Source organism: Pseudoduganella rivuli (assembly GCF_009674485.1).
In the GTDB taxonomy this organism is placed as follows: Bacteria; Pseudomonadota; Gammaproteobacteria; order Burkholderiales; family Burkholderiaceae_D; genus Rugamonas; species Rugamonas rivuli_B.
In genome coordinates this window covers 189226-205807 of record NZ_WKJJ01000002.1, presented here as the reverse complement: position 1 = coordinate 205807, position 16582 = coordinate 189226, and the positions used below count along the sequence as shown (strand labels likewise).

At 59.8% G+C, this 16582-nt stretch carries 11 protein-coding genes; 8 read left to right on the top strand and 3 right to left on the bottom strand.

Annotated elements, in window-relative coordinates; genetic code table 11:
* Positions 1–22 precede the first annotated feature (22 nt).
* Positions 23–478, bottom strand: a complete 456-nt coding sequence (locus GJ700_RS03620) for an Lrp/AsnC ligand binding domain-containing protein (RefSeq protein ID WP_154371290.1) — start codon at positions 476–478, stop codon at positions 23–25.
* A gap of 222 nt (positions 479–700) precedes the next feature.
* Here GJ700_RS03620 and putA point away from each other — a divergent pair, with 222 nt between their 5' ends.
* Both putA and GJ700_RS03610 read left to right on the top strand, forming a co-directional pair.
* The gene (gene putA, locus GJ700_RS03615) at positions 701–4342 is read left to right on the top strand and encodes a trifunctional transcriptional regulator/proline dehydrogenase/L-glutamate gamma-semialdehyde dehydrogenase (protein ID WP_154371289.1); all 3642 of its coding nucleotides are present in this window, start codon (positions 701–703) and stop codon (positions 4340–4342) included.
* 111 nt (positions 4343–4453) lie between these two features.
* The gene (locus GJ700_RS03610) at positions 4454–5257 is read left to right on the top strand and encodes a transposase (protein ID WP_371867834.1); all 804 of its coding nucleotides are present in this window, start codon (positions 4454–4456) and stop codon (positions 5255–5257) included.
* Positions 5258–5332: 75 nt separating this feature from the next.
* On the opposite strand, the gene GJ700_RS03605 is transcribed toward GJ700_RS03610, so the two are convergent.
* Complete coding sequence (locus GJ700_RS03605; RefSeq protein WP_154371287.1) at positions 5333–6040, bottom strand: 5'-methylthioadenosine/adenosylhomocysteine nucleosidase; 708 nt, start codon at positions 6038–6040, stop codon at positions 5333–5335.
* 510 nt (positions 6041–6550) lie between these two features.
* The gene (locus GJ700_RS03600) at positions 6551–9646 is read right to left on the bottom strand and encodes a bifunctional diguanylate cyclase/phosphodiesterase (RefSeq protein WP_154371286.1); all 3096 of its coding nucleotides are present in this window, start codon (positions 9644–9646) and stop codon (positions 6551–6553) included.
* Between the two features lie 387 nt (positions 9647–10033).
* Between GJ700_RS03600 and GJ700_RS03595 the strand changes: the two genes are divergently transcribed.
* The 6 genes from GJ700_RS03595 (at position 10034) to GJ700_RS03570 (ending at position 16578) form a co-directional block, all read left to right on the top strand.
* Positions 10034–11080, top strand: a complete 1047-nt coding sequence (locus tag GJ700_RS03595) for an NAD(P)H-dependent flavin oxidoreductase (protein WP_154371285.1) — start codon at positions 10034–10036, stop codon at positions 11078–11080.
* Positions 11081–11088: 8 nt separating this feature from the next.
* Positions 11089–12714, top strand: coding sequence for a GMC family oxidoreductase (locus GJ700_RS03590; RefSeq protein ID WP_154371284.1), 1626 nt, complete (start codon positions 11089–11091; stop codon positions 12712–12714).
* A gap of 159 nt (positions 12715–12873) precedes the next feature.
* Complete coding sequence (locus GJ700_RS03585; protein WP_154371283.1) at positions 12874–13644, top strand: ABC transporter ATP-binding protein; 771 nt, start codon at positions 12874–12876, stop codon at positions 13642–13644.
* Complete coding sequence (locus GJ700_RS03580) at positions 13644–14351, top strand: ABC transporter ATP-binding protein (RefSeq protein WP_154371282.1); 708 nt, start codon at positions 13644–13646, stop codon at positions 14349–14351. Before GJ700_RS03585 ends, GJ700_RS03580 begins: the two co-directional genes overlap by 1 nt.
* Positions 14352–14383: 32 nt before the next feature.
* Positions 14384–15586: an ABC transporter substrate-binding protein gene (locus GJ700_RS03575; RefSeq protein WP_154371281.1), complete on the top strand. Its 1203-nt coding sequence runs from the start codon at positions 14384–14386 to the stop codon at positions 15584–15586.
* A gap of 107 nt (positions 15587–15693) precedes the next feature.
* Positions 15694–16578 (top strand): branched-chain amino acid ABC transporter permease, encoded by an 885-nt coding sequence (locus GJ700_RS03570; protein WP_154371280.1) that lies wholly within the window; start codon positions 15694–15696, stop codon positions 16576–16578.
* Positions 16579–16582: the final 4 nt, after the last annotated feature.

Here is a 16582-nt window from a genome sequence, read left to right as displayed (position 1 = left end):
CTGCGCCCGTGCAGCGGTTTGACTACTTGATAGGCAGCTTGCTTGTATTTTTGACTTCTTCCATCACCGCGTAGGTGTGGGTTTCCCGCACACCCTTCTGTAACAGCGTCTTGCCCAGGAATTCCCGGTAAGCCGCCATATCCTTGACGCGCGCCTTGACCAAGTAATCGAAGCCGCCCGCCACCATGTGGCACTCCAGCACTTCGGGGATCAATTGCACGCTTTGTTTAAATGCATCAAATACTTCCGGCGTGGTACGATCTAGCACGACCTCAATAAACACCAGCAACGACACGTCCAGCAATTGCGGATTGAGTTGGGCGGTGTAGCCCATGATGTAGCCGGACTCGTGCAGCTTGCGCACGCGCTCCAGGCAGGCAGCCGGCGACAGGTTCACGCGCGCAGCCAGTTCGACATTGCTGATGCGCCCGTCGCTCTGCAGCTCCATCAGGATCTTCTTGCTAATCTTGTCCAGCATGGATAATTTCCCCTTCTAATTTTATTTGGTCAAATTCTCTCACCAAAAACAATGTATGGCTAGTACTAAGTAATACCAGAATTAATCCAGAAGAAATCCCTCTACAATCGAATCATCAGCAGTCACACGGAAATACGCTCGCCCAGCCACAAGTCGGGCGGGCGTTTTTTTCACAGTTCCGTGCGGCGGGCTCCTGAAAACACCCCTTTGTAGAGAGACCTCATGCAAGCAGCTGCAAGCACCACCACTCCGTTTTCCGCGCTGTCGGCGGAAATCCTGCGCGATCCTACCCCTCTGCGCGCAGCCATCACCGCGGCCTACCGCCGCGACGAGACCGAAGCCGTGCAATGGCTGTTAAGCCAGGTACGTGACGACGGCAGCACGATGGAAGCACAGGCGCTGGCCCATAAACTGGTGTCGTCCGTACGCAAGGAGCGCACCCGCGCTTCCGGCGTGGATGCGCTGATGCATGAATTCTCGTTGTCGTCCGAAGAAGGCGTGGCGCTGATGTGCCTGGCCGAAGCGCTGTTGCGTATTCCGGACGCCGCCACCGCCGACCGCCTGATCGCCGACAAGATCAGCAAGGGCGACTGGCGCAAGCACCTGGGCGAATCGCCGTCGATGTTCGTCAACGCCGCCACCTGGGGCTTGCTGGTGACGGGCAAGCTGGTGTCGTCGTCCAGTGAAGAAGGCCTGGGCTCGGCCATCACGCGTTTGATCGCGAAAGGCGGCGAACCGCTGATCCGCAAGGGCGTCGACCTGGCCATGCGCATGCTGGGCAACCAGTTCGTCACGGGCCAGACCATCGATGAAGCCATCAAGAACGGCAAGCCGAACGAAGCGCGCGGTTACCGCTATTCGTACGACATGCTGGGCGAAGCCGCATTGACCGCGGCCGACGCCGACAATTACTACGCCGCCTATGAAACCGCGATCCACGCCATCGGCCGCGCGTCGAATGGCCGCGGCATCAAGGACGGTCCCGGCATTTCCGTGAAACTGTCGGCGCTGCACCCGCGCTACTCGCGCGCCCAGCGCGCCCGCGTCATGAGCGAACTGCTGCCGCGCCTGACGGCGCTGGTGAAACTGGCCAAGCAATACAACATCGGCTTGAACATCGATGCGGAAGAAGCGGACCGCCTGGAACTGTCGCTGGACCTGATGGAAGCGATGGCCTTCGATCCGGCGCTGGAAGGCTTCGACGGCATTGGCTTCGTGGTGCAGGCGTACCAGAAACGCTGCCCGTACGTGCTCGATTACCTGATCGACCTGGCCCGCCGCAGCGGCCGCAAGTTCATGGTGCGCCTGGTGAAGGGCGCTTACTGGGATGCGGAAATCAAGCGCGCGCAGGTCGACGGCATGCCCGGCTACCCGGTGTATTCGCGCAAGGTGTATACCGACGTGTCGTACCTGGTGTGCGCGCAGAAGCTGCTGGCCAACACCGACGTGATTTACGCGCAGTTCGCCACGCACAATGCGCAAACGCTGTCGACCATTTACACGTGGGCCAAGCGCGACAACGTTTCCAATTATGAATTCCAGTGCCTGCACGGCATGGGTGAATCGCTGTACGACCAAGTGGTGGGCAAGGACAACCTGGGCAAGGCGTGCCGCATCTACGCGCCGGTCGGTTCGCACGAAACGCTGCTGGCCTACCTGGTGCGCCGCCTGCTGGAAAACGGCGCCAACTCGTCGTTCGTCAACCAGATCGTCGACGAATCGATTGCCATCGAATCGCTGATCAAGAACCCGGTGGAAGTCGCGCGCACTCAGGGCGGCCTGCCGCACCCGGCGATCCCGCTGCCGGTGGACATGTTCGGCGCGGCGCGCCGCAATTCGGCCGGCATCGACCTGTCCAATGAAAACACGCTGCGCCAGGTGGCCGACGCGCTGGCGCAACCGCGCACGTGGACGGCCGGCCCGTTGCTGGCCGGCGCGCTGACCGTCGGCCAGCCATCGCAGCCGGTCGTCAATCCGGCCCAGCGCACCGATATCGTGGGCCAGGTGACGGAAGCGGCGGCGGCCGATGTCGATACGGCGCTGGCGGCGGCCTCGGACTTCGCGCTGGAATGGCAGGGCACGGAGCCGGCGCAGCGCGCCGCCACCCTGGTGCGCGCTGCCGACTTGTTTGAACAGCACCAGCTGGAACTGATGGCGCTGGCGATCCGCGAGGCGGGCAAGTCGCTGCCGAACGCGATCGCGGAAATCCGCGAAGCGGTGGACTTCCTGCGCTACTACGCCCAGGAAATCGTCGGCAAGCCCAATACGCTGGCGCTGGGTCCCGTGACCTGCATCAGCCCATGGAACTTCCCGCTGGCGATCTTCACGGGCCAGGCGGCTGCCGCGCTGGCGGCCGGCAACGTGGTGCTGGCAAAACCTGCGGAACAAACGCCGTTGATCGCGCACCGCGCGGTGGAATTGCTGCACGAAGCGGGCATCCCGCGCGCGGCGCTGCAATTCCTGCCGGGCCGCGGTGACGTGGTGGGAGCGGGCCTGTGCAACGACGCCCGCGTGCGCGGCGTGATCTTCACCGGCTCCACCGAAGTTGCGCAGCTGATCAACCGCACGCTGGCGAAACGCGCCGTGATCGAAGGCGCGGACATTCCGCTGGTGGCGGAAACCGGCGGCCAGAACGCGATGATCGTCGATTCGTCGGCGCTGCCGGAGCAGGTGGTGCAGGATGCCGTGTCGTCCGCCTTCGACAGCGCGGGCCAGCGCTGCTCGGCGCTGCGCGTGCTGTTCCTGCAGGAAGATATCGCCGACAAGACCATCAAGATGCTGAAAGGCGCGATGGGCGAATTGAACCTGGGTTCGCCGGACCGCCTGGTCACCGACATCGGCCCTGTCATCGACAGCGAAGCGCAGCAAAACCTGCTGGCGCACATCGAGAAGATGCGCAAAACCGCCGTGGGCTTCCACGCGCTGAGCGTGCCGGTGGGGGCCAACGGCACCTTCGTGCCGCCGACCGTGCTGGAAATCCGCTCGCTGGAAGAATTGACGAAGGAAGTGTTCGGCCCGGTGATGCACGTGATCCGCTACCAGCGCGCCGACCTGGGCAAGATCGTCGACCAGATCAACGCCAGCGGCTTTGGCCTGACCTTGGGCGTGCATTCGCGCATCGATGAAACCATCGATTTCATCACGTCGCGCGCCCACGTTGGCAATATCTATGTGAACCGCAATATCGTCGGTGCGGTGGTGGGCGTGCAGCCGTTTGGCGGCGAAGGGAAATCCGGCACCGGTCCGAAAGCGGGCGGTCCGCTGTACCTGAAGCGTTTGCAGCGCGGCGCCGTGGTGGCTGGCCCGCAGCAGCGCGCGGCCAATACCGCGCTCGATACGCTGGCGGCATGGGCGAAAACCAGCGGCCGCGAAAAAGTCGCGGCCATGGCGGAACAGTATGGGAATCAATCGCTGCTGGGCACCACCGTGGCGTTGCCCGGCCCGACCGGCGAGCGCAATACCCTGAGTTTCGCTTCGCGCGGCGCGGTGGTCTGCCATGCGGCGACCCAGGCCGGCTTGCTGAACCAGCTGGCGGCCGTGCTGGCGACGGGCAACCAGGCCGTGATCGTGCCGAAATCGGCTGACATCGTGCCGGTGGACCTGCCGGCAGCCGTTAAAAGCCATATCAAGGCCATAGGCGCCCTCGAAAGCTTTAAAGGGTACTTCCAGATGGCCTTGGTGGAAACGCCGCTTGTAGCGGCTGTACGCGAGCCCATGGCGGCGCGCGACGGCGCGCTGGTCGGCATTATCGAGACTGACGACAGCGGCGCCATCCCATTGTGGCGCCTGCTGGCGGAACGTGCGCTGTGCGTGAACACCACCGCAGCGGGCGGCAATGCGAGCCTGATGACCTTGGGCGCGTAAATCAATCGGTTGTGGAAAAGGGGCGGGTTATCCACCTCCCCCTTTTCACCTGCGCGCAGCCGGGCTGGCACACGCCCGTCTGCCTGGGGAGCACCTGATTCTTTGACTGCTGTGGAAAAATGCCGGGTTATCCACCCGGCATTTTTTTTGGCATTTTTTTGGGGCCTGGCCCCAAAAGCACTATCGTTCGTCTCAAATTGGCAGATTAAAGGCTATTACAGGGCCGTGGCGTCACTGGCGCGACTGTTTGCCACCAGGGCCCTTAATTCGCCGCAAAAGCCTTTCCAGGGCCAATGGCATGCTGGCGGGATGCCCCGCCTTCTCCGCACTCCGATCATCAGCGCCCCCCTGCACGTCGTGCAACGCGGTCATAACCGCTGCGACGTGTTTCACCGTGAAAACGATTACCTGGTGTACCTGGCGGCACTGCAGTGGGCGTTGCAGCAATACCGATGTGAGCTGCACGCTTACACACTGATGACCAATCACGTGCATTTGCTGATTTCCCCGGCGGATGTGGACAGTTTGCCGCGGCTGTTCATGTCATTGGGCAGCCGCTACTGCCAGTATTTCAATCAACAGTACCAGCGTACTGGTTCGCTCTGGGGCGGCCGCTATTACGCGTCGCCAATACTGAGCGACGAACAATTGATGCGTTGCTATCGCTATATTGAACTCAATCCCATGCGTGCCGGTATGACGAACGCACCAAGTGCCTATCACTGGAGCAGTTATCGGTGCAATGGTGAAGGGCACCCGGACGACCTTGTCGTCCCGCATGAACTATATCTGCGCTTAGGCCTGGATGAGGCCGCTCGCCAGGCGAACTACCGGGAATTGTGTGCGCAAGCCTTGCATCCCCAGGAAATTGCCGCGATCCGTCGTGCAGTAAAGCGCGGCAACCCGCTTGAATAACTACCGGCCTTGTGGAAAACCCCGAGGTTATCCACTCTGTAGATTTAGTCGACATTTCAGGGCCTGGCCCCAAATTTATACACGGCAAAAGTTGCGCAGCACGCTGAACGCGTAGCGCGACGCGACCTTGTGGACAAACTCCATGAAATCCACAGCCGCATCTTCGTTCGCGTTGTCGGAGATGGTGCGGATCACACCGAACGGGATGCCCAGCTCGAAACAGACTTGCGCGACGGCGGCGCCTTCCATTTCCACTGCCAGTAAATCCGGCAACGCATCCTTCAATGCCCCCAATTGCGCCCGGTGTTTGATGAACTGGTCGCCGCTGGCGATCAAGCCGCGGTGCAATTGCGGGGTGCCCGGCTCTTCCTGCAGGAATTCACGGGCCGCCAGCGCCAGCCGCCGGGTCAAATCGCGGTCTGACGCAATGTGCGATTGCCCGGTTAACGGGATTTCAAAGCGGGGAAACAGGGGACTGGCATCCATATCGTGCTGGACCAGCGATTCCGCCACCACGATATCCCCCACCCGGACACCGACATCCCCACTGCCAGCCACGCCAGTGAAGACGATGTGGGTAACATCGAACTTCTCCACAAGGATACTGGCCGTCATGGCAGCGGCAACTTTCCCTATCCGCGACAGCACGCAGACGGCGTCGATGTCCCACAGCTTGCCCGCAGTGTATTCCCGCATGCCGTGTACGTGTTTTTCCACGTTGTGCATGGCGTCGATCAAGCCCATTTGTTCTTCAGCCAGAGCGCTGATGATCCCTAAACGCATTGTTCCCCCGTTTTTTTGGTGCATACCCGGCGCGGCAGCGCGGTTTACGCCGTAGGTTTACATAAAAGATATATATAAAAAATAGTAGTAGATAGTAAACCGGCGCATTTTTGTGGATAAGCCTGTTAAGAACTGAAAAATCAGCGGTTTACGCGTTTTAAAACCGGCTGAACAAGCATTGTATCGACGCCGGACGACTTCTGGACAACAAAAACCGTCGGTCAGATATCCCGGTTTTTCCACTAACGCTCCTGTGGATATCCAACAGGTTGTTCACATTCGTCTTTTTTTCGTGTTTTTCAGGGAGGTCTGCAAACGCCTTCAAACCAGCTTTAACGTTAAAGCTTTTATATAAAATGATAGTAGTAGTAAACGTGGCTTTTCCTGTGGATAACCATGTTAACCATCTAAAAATCAGTTGTTTACGTTAACGATAAGGAACTGGAAAACTGTTGTACCAGCGCAGGGGTAAATGTTGGACAAAAAATTTCCGGTGTACAACCAGCGTGTTTACTCACATGCTGTCCTGTGGATATTGATGGGCTTATCCACAGACGATAGCAAATCATCGAGCTCATCACTGGTAATCGGCCGCGAAAACACGTAACCCTGGCCGAAATCACAGCCGGCCGCCTGCAATTGCGCTTGCTGGCGCTGGTTTTCCACGCCTTCCGCGATGACCCGGATGCCCAACTTGTGCGCCAGCGCGATCACGGCTTCGCATAAATCCGCGCCGGCGTCGTTTTCCATGAGGAAGGAAGGGTCGATTTTCAAGAAATCCAGTGCATAGCGCTTCAAGAACGCCACGGAACAATAGCCCGTCCCGAAATCGTCCAGCGACAGCGCGATCCCCGCATGATGCAATGCCTGTAATTTGTGCACCACCGTGTGATCGGCCTCCAGCAGCAGGCTTTCCGTGACTTCGACAATGATGCTGTTGGGCGCCAGCCGCAGTTCCGCCAGGTAATCCAGCCATTCCGCCACGTTGAAGCCCCCTTCGAGGAACTGGCAAATGGAACCATTGACGGCCACCTGGAAGTTTTTATCGTGCAGCACCTGCATGCGCTTGGCTGTTTGCGCCGCCTGGCGGAACACCCAGTCGCCGATACCGACGATGGCGCCGGTATGTTCGGCCACGGGAATGAATTCGGACGGGCACAGCAAGCCCCGCGTCGGGTGTTGCCAGCGAACCAGGGCCTCCGCTTTCACCAGTTTGCCGGAGGATAACTCCATGACTGGCTGGTACAGCACGCGGAACTGGTTTTGCATCAGCGCATCGCGCATCTCATTGGCCAGGATCAGGCGCGCACGTGTGGCTTCCTGCATGAATGGGGCGAAATAATTGAAGCGGTTGCGGCCCTGCTGCTTGGCCGTGTACATGGCCTGGTCGGCGTTTTTCAGCAGGGTATCGGCGTCGCGCGCATCGTCCGGGTAGAACGTGATGCCCAAACTGGCGGAAATGTGGACAATATCGGGCCCCAGCTGGATCGGCGCCGACATGGTTTTCAGGATTTCCTGCGCAATACGCAACACGTCCGGCGGATCGTTCAGTTCGGCCAGGATCACGGTGAATTCATCGCCGCCCAGCCGCGCCACGGCATCCGTCCCCCGCACACAATGGCTGAGCCGATCCGCCACTTGTTTCAGCAGCACATCGCCCATGTCGTGACCGAGGGTGTCGTTGACTTCCTTGAAACCATCGAGGTCGATGAACACCAGCGCCATCGGCAACTGGGCGCGATCGGACTTCTTCATTTCCTGCCGCAGGCGCTCGGCAAACATGCGGCGGTTCGGCAAGCCCGTCAGCGTATCGAAGTTGGCTTGCCTCCAGATCAATTCTTCCGACGCTTTTTTCTTCGTAATGTCGGAAAACAGGGCGACGCGCCGGTACGCTTCGCCATTCTGGTCAAACACCGCGTCAAAACGCAGCGCCACCAGGTAATGTTCGCCGTGCTTGTTCTGGTGCCAGACTTCACCCTCCCACTGGCCCGTGTTGCGGATGGCGTTGCGCATCTTGCGGAAAAATTCGTAATCCTGGCGGCCGGACGTCAGTTCGTACGCCCAATGTCCGACCACTTCCGCTTCGGTATAGCCGCTGATGCGGGTAAACGCGGGATTGACGGACAAAATCAAGCCTTCCGCATCCGTCACCATCATCCCTTCACTGCTGTTCTGGTACATCAGCGCGGCAAGTTGCATCGATTCGTTATTTTTCCGCCGTTCCGTGATGTTTTCCGCCATCACGAACAAGCCGCGCACCTGTTTATCCGGCCCGAAATCCGGCACATAGGTAATCGCATCCCAGCGCACGCCGTCCCGGGTTTGCAGCGGACGTTCAAAATGCACGGATTCGCCCAGTAATGCGCGTTGCAAGTAGCGGGCCGACAACGCATACGCTTCCGGTCCGATCATTTGCTGAACGGTCCGTCCCAGCGCACCGCCGGGCGGCAGGTTGAACACTTCTTCAAAACGCCGGTTGGTGAAGGTATAGCGCTGGTCGCAGTCCACGTAGGTGACCAGCGCCGGCAAGTTATCCGCGATCAGGCGCAGCCGCGCTTCACTGGCGGCGAATTTTTCTTCCATTTCCCGGCTCGACGCATACAGCAAGCGGTAGCGGGCTTCCCGGTCTTCCACCTTGGCATAGGATTGCAGCGCGAAATGCCCGGACAACACCATCAATACCAGCAACAGCGCCAGCCCGGACGTTCCCACGACAAAGGCCGGACCGGAAAACCACAAGGCATCGAGGTCGGAACTGCCGACCGCGACAATCAGCGGCAAGTTGTCCATGGCCCGGTAGCTGAAAATGCGGGGCAGCTTGTCGATCTTGCTTATCACCTGGTAAGAACCGACGGGGCTTTCCGCCAAGCTGCGGAACAGGATAGTGTCCGACAGATCCGTGTTGAACGCCGTATCGAAATTCGGTGCGCGGGCAATGACACGGCCATTGCGGTGGATCAAAGCAATGGTGACGTCCTGGGCAATGCGGGCATTTTCAAACACATTGGCAAAGCGCGTTGCATCGAGCGGCGCCGTGATCACCCCCATGAACTGGCCATCGGGTCCTTCGACACGGCGTGCCAGGATGAAAATCCGCTGTTTGGACACCCGTCCGGAAGTCGGACCGCTGACAAACAAGCCCCGCGCCGTGCCGTTTTTCAGTTCGGCAAAGTAATCCCGGTCGGAATAATCCGTGCCGCTCAGGGGAAAACTGCTCGTGGTGGCGATGGCTTTGCCATTCGCATCGATAAATGTGATCCAGAAATCATGATTGAACGCATCGCCAGGGGAGGTCAGCAGCGCACGCATGGTGGCTTCCGAGCGGGTCTGTTCTACAGGCAAGACCTTGATGGTGTTGGCGAAACCGATCAACGTCAGGTCGACGAACTGGATCGCATATTTGACGTGGGCTTCCATGCCGCGCACGAAGTGCTGCGTCTGGCGTTGCAATCCCGCTTGCCGTTCCAGGGTGGATGCGCGGATTTGCCAGGCGACCAGCGCGGTGGCCAGCAGGGCCATCAGGCATAAACCAGCCAGTAAACGGCGGCGAAAACGCAAATATGCGTTCGAGCGGGCAATTTCCGTTCGCTTGCGCAGTTTGGCCACGGGCAACTCCGGCGGGGTCTGGGACGTTGGTTGCCGGTTCAGTATAGAAGAAGCTGATGCTGTCGAGTATCAGTTTCATTGAGGTAGGCACTTTAATCGGACGGCGTGTGGGGTTTTGCCGTCAGCGACGCGTAAGATGCGGTTGGTTTACTTTAAAAGGATGTTTACAAAATAGTAGTATTTGTTAACACCCCCGGTTTTCTGTGGATAAGCGTGTTTACTGGAAAAAAATCAGGCGTTTACAGGCTGTACAAGCACCTGCGTAAACCCTGTATGTAAACAGGACGACTTTTGGACAAAAATCCAACTGGGGACAACATCGCGGTTTACTCACATTTCGTGCCTGTGGATATTCATTAGCTTATCCACAGGCCATCAGGGGGTAATATGACGTGGCTTTCGTTGTTCGAACATCCGATTATTCAGGGGCCCACTGCGGGTGGCGCCAATACGCCCGAGCAAGTGGCTGCCGTGTCGAATGCCGGCGCGCTGGGTTCGCTGGCCGGTTCCCTGTTATCGCCGGATACCTTGCGCAGCCAGGTGGCGGCCATCCGCGAGCGCACCGCGCGCCCGTTTTGTTTGAATTTCTTTGTGCAAAACATACCATCGCCGACGGCGGAAGAAGTGGCGCTGGGCGAGAAATTGCTGCGTCCCGTGCTCGATGCGCTGGGCTGGGACAAGTTGCCGATGCCGGCCAAGTGGTGTGAAGACTTTCACGCGCAATTCGAAGCGCTGATCGAGTTGAAACCCGCCGTCGCGAGTTTTACCTTCAATCAATTACATAAAGAACAAGTTTCACGGCTGCAGGCTGCCGGCATTGCCGTGGTGGGCACCATCACGACGGTCGATGAAGCACTGGCGTGGCAGGCGGCCGGCGCCGATGGCGTGATTGCATCCGGCATCGAAGCGGGCGGGCATCGCGGCACGTTTATCGGACCGCAAAAGGAAGCGCGTTTGACCACGTTCGAACTGTTGCCGGCCGTGGTGAGGGCCGTCGATATTCCCGTGGTGGCGGCCGGCGGCATCATGCGGGGCGCTGACATCGCGCGGGCGCTGGCGCAGGGCGCGCAAGCCGTGCAAATGGGAACGGCGTTTCTTGTCACTGACGAATCCGCCATCCATCCGGCGTACAAGCAGCGGCTGCTGCAAGCGGGCGAACACGCCACGCGGCAGACCCGCGCCTTTTCCGGCCGCTACGCGCGGGGGCTCGATAACCGTTTCATGCAATTGATGGGGCCGGTGGAAGACCAGGTGCCCGCTTATCCGGTGCAAAATGCGCTGACCGGCAGTATCCGCGCGGAAGCGGCCAAGCGCAACGATACCGAATGGATGTCGCTGTGGTGCGGGACACAAGTGCACCGGGCGCGCAGCATGCCGGCGGCGCAACTGGTGCAGACCCTGGTCAACGAGCTGGCCGAAGCAACAAAACAATAGGGGGCGGATTGGAATCAGCAGGCCAGTTTGACTACATCATTATCGGCGCCGGCACTGCCGGCTGCGTGCTGGCAAACCGCCTCACGCGCGACAAAAACGTTTCGGTTTTGCTGATTGAAGCGGGCGGCAAAGACGACTATTTATGGATCCACATTCCCGTCGGCTACCTGTACTGCATTGACAATCCCCGCACGGACTGGCTGTACCGCACGGAACAGGATCCCGGCCTGGGCGGCCGCAGCCTGATTTATCCGCGCGGCAAAGTACTGGGCGGCAGTTCATCCATCAACGGCATGATTTACATGCGGGGGCAGGCCGGTGATTACGACCGCTGGGCCGACGTGTGCGGCGATGACGGCTGGCGCTGGGACGCCGTGCTGCCGCTGTTTCGCCAGAGCGAAGATCACCACGGCGGCGCCAATGCCTTCCACGGCGCGGGCGGCGAGTGGCGGGTCGAACGGCAGCGCCTGTCGTGGCCCATCCTCGATGCGTTCCGCGATGCGGCAGCGGAAACCGGCATCCCCAAAGTACACGACTTCAACCGCGGGGATAACTTCGGCTGCGCGTATTTTGAAGTGAACCAGAAAAAAGGACTGCGCTGGAATACCGCGCGCGCGTTCTTAAAGACAGCGATGCAGCGCGGTAACCTCACGGTGATGACGGGATGCCATGTGGAAAAGTTTGATATTGTCCACACGCCCGACGGAGCCGCATGCCGCGGCGTGATTTTCACGGGCGGCGGCACGTGCTGGCAGGCCACGTCGACGCGCGAAACCATTTCCACGGCGGGCGCCATCGGTTCGCCCCATTTGCTGCAATTGTCCGGCATCGGGCCGGCCGATGTGCTGCGGCCGCAGGGAATCGAACCGGTGGTGGAGTTGCCCGGCGTGGGCGCCAACCTGCAAGACCATTTGCAGCTGCGCATGATTTATAAAATCCAGGGCGCCACCACGTTGAATACGCTGGCCGCCAGCTGGTTTGGCAAGCTGCGCATCGGCCTGGAATATGCGCTGAAACGCAGCGGCCCGATGTCGATGGCGCCATCGCAGCTGGGCGCGTTTGCCCGTTCGCGGCCGGACCTGGCCACGCCCAACCTGCAATACCACGTGCAACCGCTGTCGCTGGAAAAATTCGGCGAACCGTTGCACGGCTTTCCCGCCTTCACCGCCAGTGTGTGCAATTTGCGGCCGACGTCGCGCGGCTTCGTCCGGCTGGTGTCGCCTGATTCTTACGCGGCGCCGAAAATCGCGCCCATGTACCTGGCCACGCCGGAAGACCGGCAGACAGCCATGGAAGCGATCCGCCTGACGCGCCGCATCGTGCAGGCGCCAGCGCTGGCGCGCTACCAGCCGGAAGAATTCCGGCCCGGCCTGCAATACCAGACCGATGGCGACCTGGAGCAGGCGGCTGCGGCCATCGGCACCACGATTTTCCATCCGGTCGGCACATGCAGGATGGGCAGGGCGGACGATGCGCTGGCCGTGGTCGACAGCCAGTTGCGGGTGCGGGGCGTAACGGGACTACGGGTGGTAGATGCGTCCGTCATGCCCTTCATCACGTCGGGCAACACCAATTCACCGACCGTCATGATCGCGGAAAAAGCCGCGCAACTGATCCAATCAAGCAAAACCTGATGCAGCGCAATACAAATGTCGGGTGTGGGATTTTTGACGCACGAAATGTGATCAAAAGTGCAAATTTACCCGTAATAATACTGTATTGTTCAAGGTTTCCAAGCTGTGTATTATCGGAGCACAATTTATCGGTTTTACAAGAATTAACCGGGGGACGTGATGTCAAACTACATCTTGGAAACAAGAAATTTGACCAAAGAGTTCAAGGGATTCACCGCCGTCAACGACGTGAATTTACGCGTGCAGCGCGGCCATATCCATGCACTGATCGGCCCCAACGGGGCTGGTAAAACCACCTGCTTTAACCTGTTGACCAAGTTCCTGGTGCCCACGTCCGGCCAGATCCTGTTCAACGATAAAGACATTACCGCCGCCAAGCCGGCCACCATTGCCCGCATGGGCATCATCCGCTCGTTCCAGATCTCCGCGGTATTTCCCCATTTAACCGTGCTGCAGAACGTGCGCATTGGCTTGCAGCGCCAGCTGGGCACCACGTTCCACTTCTGGAAAAGCGAAAAGTCGCTGGACCGGCTCAATGACCGCGCCATGGCCTTGCTGGCGGAAGTGGATTTGACCAGCTTTGCCGACACCATCACGGCCGACATGCCGTATGGCCGCAAGCGCGCGCTGGAAATCGCCACCACGCTGGCGATGGAACCGGAACTGATGTTGCTGGACGAACCGACCCAGGGCATGGGTCATGAGGATGTCCACCGGGTGACGGAATTGATCAAGAAAGTCTCGTCCGGCCGCACGATTTTGATGGTGGAACACAATATGAAAGTGGTCTCCGGTATCTGCGACAAAATTTCCGTGCTTCAGCGCGGCGCCATGCTGGCCGAAGGCAGCTACGCGGAAGTGTCGTCCAACCCGCAAGTGATGGAAGCGTACATGGGCAGTGAAGCGGCGGAACTGGCGGGGGCGCACTGATGGCGACACCGGCACTGGAAATCTCCGCGCTGCAAGCGTGGTATGGCGAATCGCACATCCTGCATAACGTGAACATCTCGGTGCAGCCCGGTGAAGTCGTGACTTTGCTGGGCCGTAATGGCGCGGGGCGCACGACCACGCTGCGCGCCATCATGGGGCTGACGGGCGCGCGCAAAGGATCGATCAAGGTCAACGGCGTGGAAGCCATTGGCTTGCCGACGCACAAGATTGCCCACCTGGGCATTGGTTATTGCCCGGAAGAGCGGGGCATTTTTTCGTCGCTGTCGGCCGAAGAAAACCTGATGCTGCCGCCGCAACTGGCGGCCGGTCCCGGCATGCCGGTGGCCGAGATTTACCAGATGTTCCCCAACTTGCAGGAGCGCCGCAACAGCCAGGGCACGCGGCTGTCCGGCGGCGAACAGCAAATGCTGGCCGTGGCGCGCATCCTGCGCACCGGCGCGAAATTACTGCTGCTCGATGAAATTTCCGAAGGCCTGGCGCCCGTGATCGTGCAGGGCCTGGCGCGCATGATCACGATGCTGAAAGCCAAGGGGTACACCATCGTCATGGTGGAACAGAATTTCCGCTTCGCCGCACCGCTGGCGGACCGGTTTTATGTGATGGAGCACGGTCAGATCGTCGAGACCTTCGCTGCATCGGAATTGAACGCCAAGATGCCGGTGTTGACCGAGCTTCTGGGCGTGTAATGCATCCATAACAACTTTTTGACGGAGACAACATGAAACTCAAGACTATCGTCGCTGCCACTGCCACTACCCTGTGCGCGCTGTCGGGCGCCCACGCCCAGGTCTCCGGGGACAGCATCAAGATCGGCTTCATCACGGACATGTCCGGCCTGTATTCCGACATCGACGGCCTTGGCGGCGCGGAAGCCATCAAGATGGCGATTGCCGATGCGGGCGTGGTTATCGCAGGCAAGAAAGTCGAATTCGTGTCCGCCGACCACCAGAACAAGGCGGACATTGCCGCGTCCAAGGCGCGCGAATGGTTTGACCAGCAGGGCGTCGACATGCTGATCGGCGGCACCAATTCCGGCGCCAATCTGGCCATGGCCAAAGTCGCTGCGGAAAAGAAAAAAGTCTTCATCGCGATCGGCGCCGGCACCAACCGCCTGACCAATGAAGAATGCTCGCCGTACACCGTGCACTATGCGTACGACACGGTGGCGCTGGCGCGCGGCACGGGCGGCGCCATTGCCAAGCAGGGCGGCAAGAACTGGTACTTCCTGACGGCCGATTACGCGTTCGGCCAGTCGCTGGAAAAAGACACGGCCGACGTGGTGAAAGGCGCCGGCGGCAAAGTGCTGGGCAGCGTCAAGCATCCGTTGTCGGCGTCGGACTTCTCGTCGTTCCTGTTGCAGGCGCAATCGTCGGGCGCGCAAATCCTCGGCCTGGCCAACGCCGGCGGCGACGCCATCAATTCCATCAAGGCGGCCAATGAATTCGGCATTACCAAGAAGATGAAGCTGGCCGGCTTGCTGATCTTCATCAACGACATCCATTCGCTGGGCTTGAACACGACGGCCGGCATGTACCTGACCGATGGCTGGTACTGGGATGCGAATGCCGACACCCGCGCCTGGTCCAAGCGCTACTTCGAAAAGATGAAGAAGGAACCGTCGATGCTGCAGGCCGGCGATTATTCCGCCACGGCCAATTACCTGAAAGCCGTCAAGGCCGTGGGCTCGGATGATGCGGACAAGGTGATGGCGCAGATGAAGAAAACGCCGATCAACGACATGTTCGCCAAGAATGGCGTGATCCGCCCGGACGGCCGCATGGTGCACGACATGTACCTGATGGAAGTCAAGAAGCAGTCGGAATCGAAATACCCGTGGGATTACTACAAGCTGGTGGCCACGATTCCGGGCGACCAGGCGTACCTGACCAAGGCGGAGACGCAGTGCAAGCTGTGGAAGTAATGCTGCTTATGTGACACCTCGTCATCCCTGCGCAGGCGGGGATGGCGATTCAAGCGCTGCCTCGCCGCCGCGCCGCATCTTCTTTCCTCACATCAGTCTGGATTGTTATGGAAATATTCGGCATCCCCTTTTCCGCCCTGCTGAGCCAGCTATTGATCGGTCTCGTCAACGGCTCGTTTTACGCGATGCTGTCGCTGGGCCTGGCCGTGATCTTTGGCTTGCTCAACGTCATTAATTTTTCCCACGGCGCCCTGTACATGATGGGCGCGTTTCTCGCCTGGATGGGGATGACGTATTTCGGCCTCAATTACTGGGCCATGCTGGTGCTGGCGCCGCTGGTGGTCGGCGTGTTCGGCATCGTCATCGAGAAAACCATGCTGCGCTGGCTGTACAAGCTGGACCATTTATATGGCTTGCTGCTGACGTTTGGCATCACCTTGCTGGTGGAAGGCTTGTTCCGCTCGTTTTATGGCGTGTCCGGCCAGCCGTTTGAAACGCCGTCGGCATTGCAGGGCGCGACCGACCTGGGCTTCATGATCTTGCCGAATTACCGCGCGTGGGTGGTGGTGGCGTCGCTGGTGGTATGCCTGGCCACCTGGTTCGTCATCGAGAAAACCAAGCTGGGCGCCTACCTGCGGGCGGGGACGGAAAACCCGAAACTGGTGGAAGCGTTCGGCGTCAACGTGCCGCTGATGGTCACGCTGACCTACGGCTTCGGCGTGGCGCTGGCCGGCTTTGCCGGCGTGCTGGCGGCGCCCATCATCCAGGTGACGCCGCTGATGGGATCGAACCTCATCATTGTCGTGTTTGCCGTGGTGGTGATCGGTGGCATGGGTTCCATCATGGGCTCCATCCTGACCGGGCTGGGCCTGGGTGTCATCGAAGGGTTGACGCGCGTGTTCTACCCGGAGTTTTCGTCCACCGTGGTCTTCCTCGTGATGGTGGTGGTGCTGTTGCTGCGTCCGGCCGGCCTGTTCGGCAAGGAAAAATAAGGAA

What these genes read in the sequence shown, in the direction of transcription:
- GJ700_RS03620 (WP_154371290.1), bottom strand. Translation starts at nt 478, where the DNA reads ATGCTGGACAAGATTAGCAAGAAGATCCTGATGGAGCTGCAGAGCGAC.
- putA (WP_154371289.1), top strand. Translation starts at nt 701, where the DNA reads ATGCAAGCAGCTGCAAGCACCACCACTCCGTTTTCCGCGCTGTCGGCG.
- GJ700_RS03605 (WP_154371287.1), bottom strand. Translation starts at nt 6,040, where the DNA reads ATGCGTTTAGGGATCATCAGCGCTCTGGCTGAAGAACAAATGGGCTTG.
- GJ700_RS03595 (WP_154371285.1), top strand. Translation starts at nt 10,034, where the DNA reads ATGACGTGGCTTTCGTTGTTCGAACATCCGATTATTCAGGGGCCCACT.
- GJ700_RS03585 (WP_154371283.1), top strand. Translation starts at nt 12,874, where the DNA reads ATGTCAAACTACATCTTGGAAACAAGAAATTTGACCAAAGAGTTCAAG.
- GJ700_RS03580 (WP_154371282.1), top strand. Translation starts at nt 13,644, where the DNA reads ATGGCGACACCGGCACTGGAAATCTCCGCGCTGCAAGCGTGGTATGGC.
- GJ700_RS03575 (WP_154371281.1), top strand. Translation starts at nt 14,384, where the DNA reads ATGAAACTCAAGACTATCGTCGCTGCCACTGCCACTACCCTGTGCGCG.
- GJ700_RS03570 (WP_154371280.1), top strand. Translation starts at nt 15,694, where the DNA reads ATGGAAATATTCGGCATCCCCTTTTCCGCCCTGCTGAGCCAGCTATTG.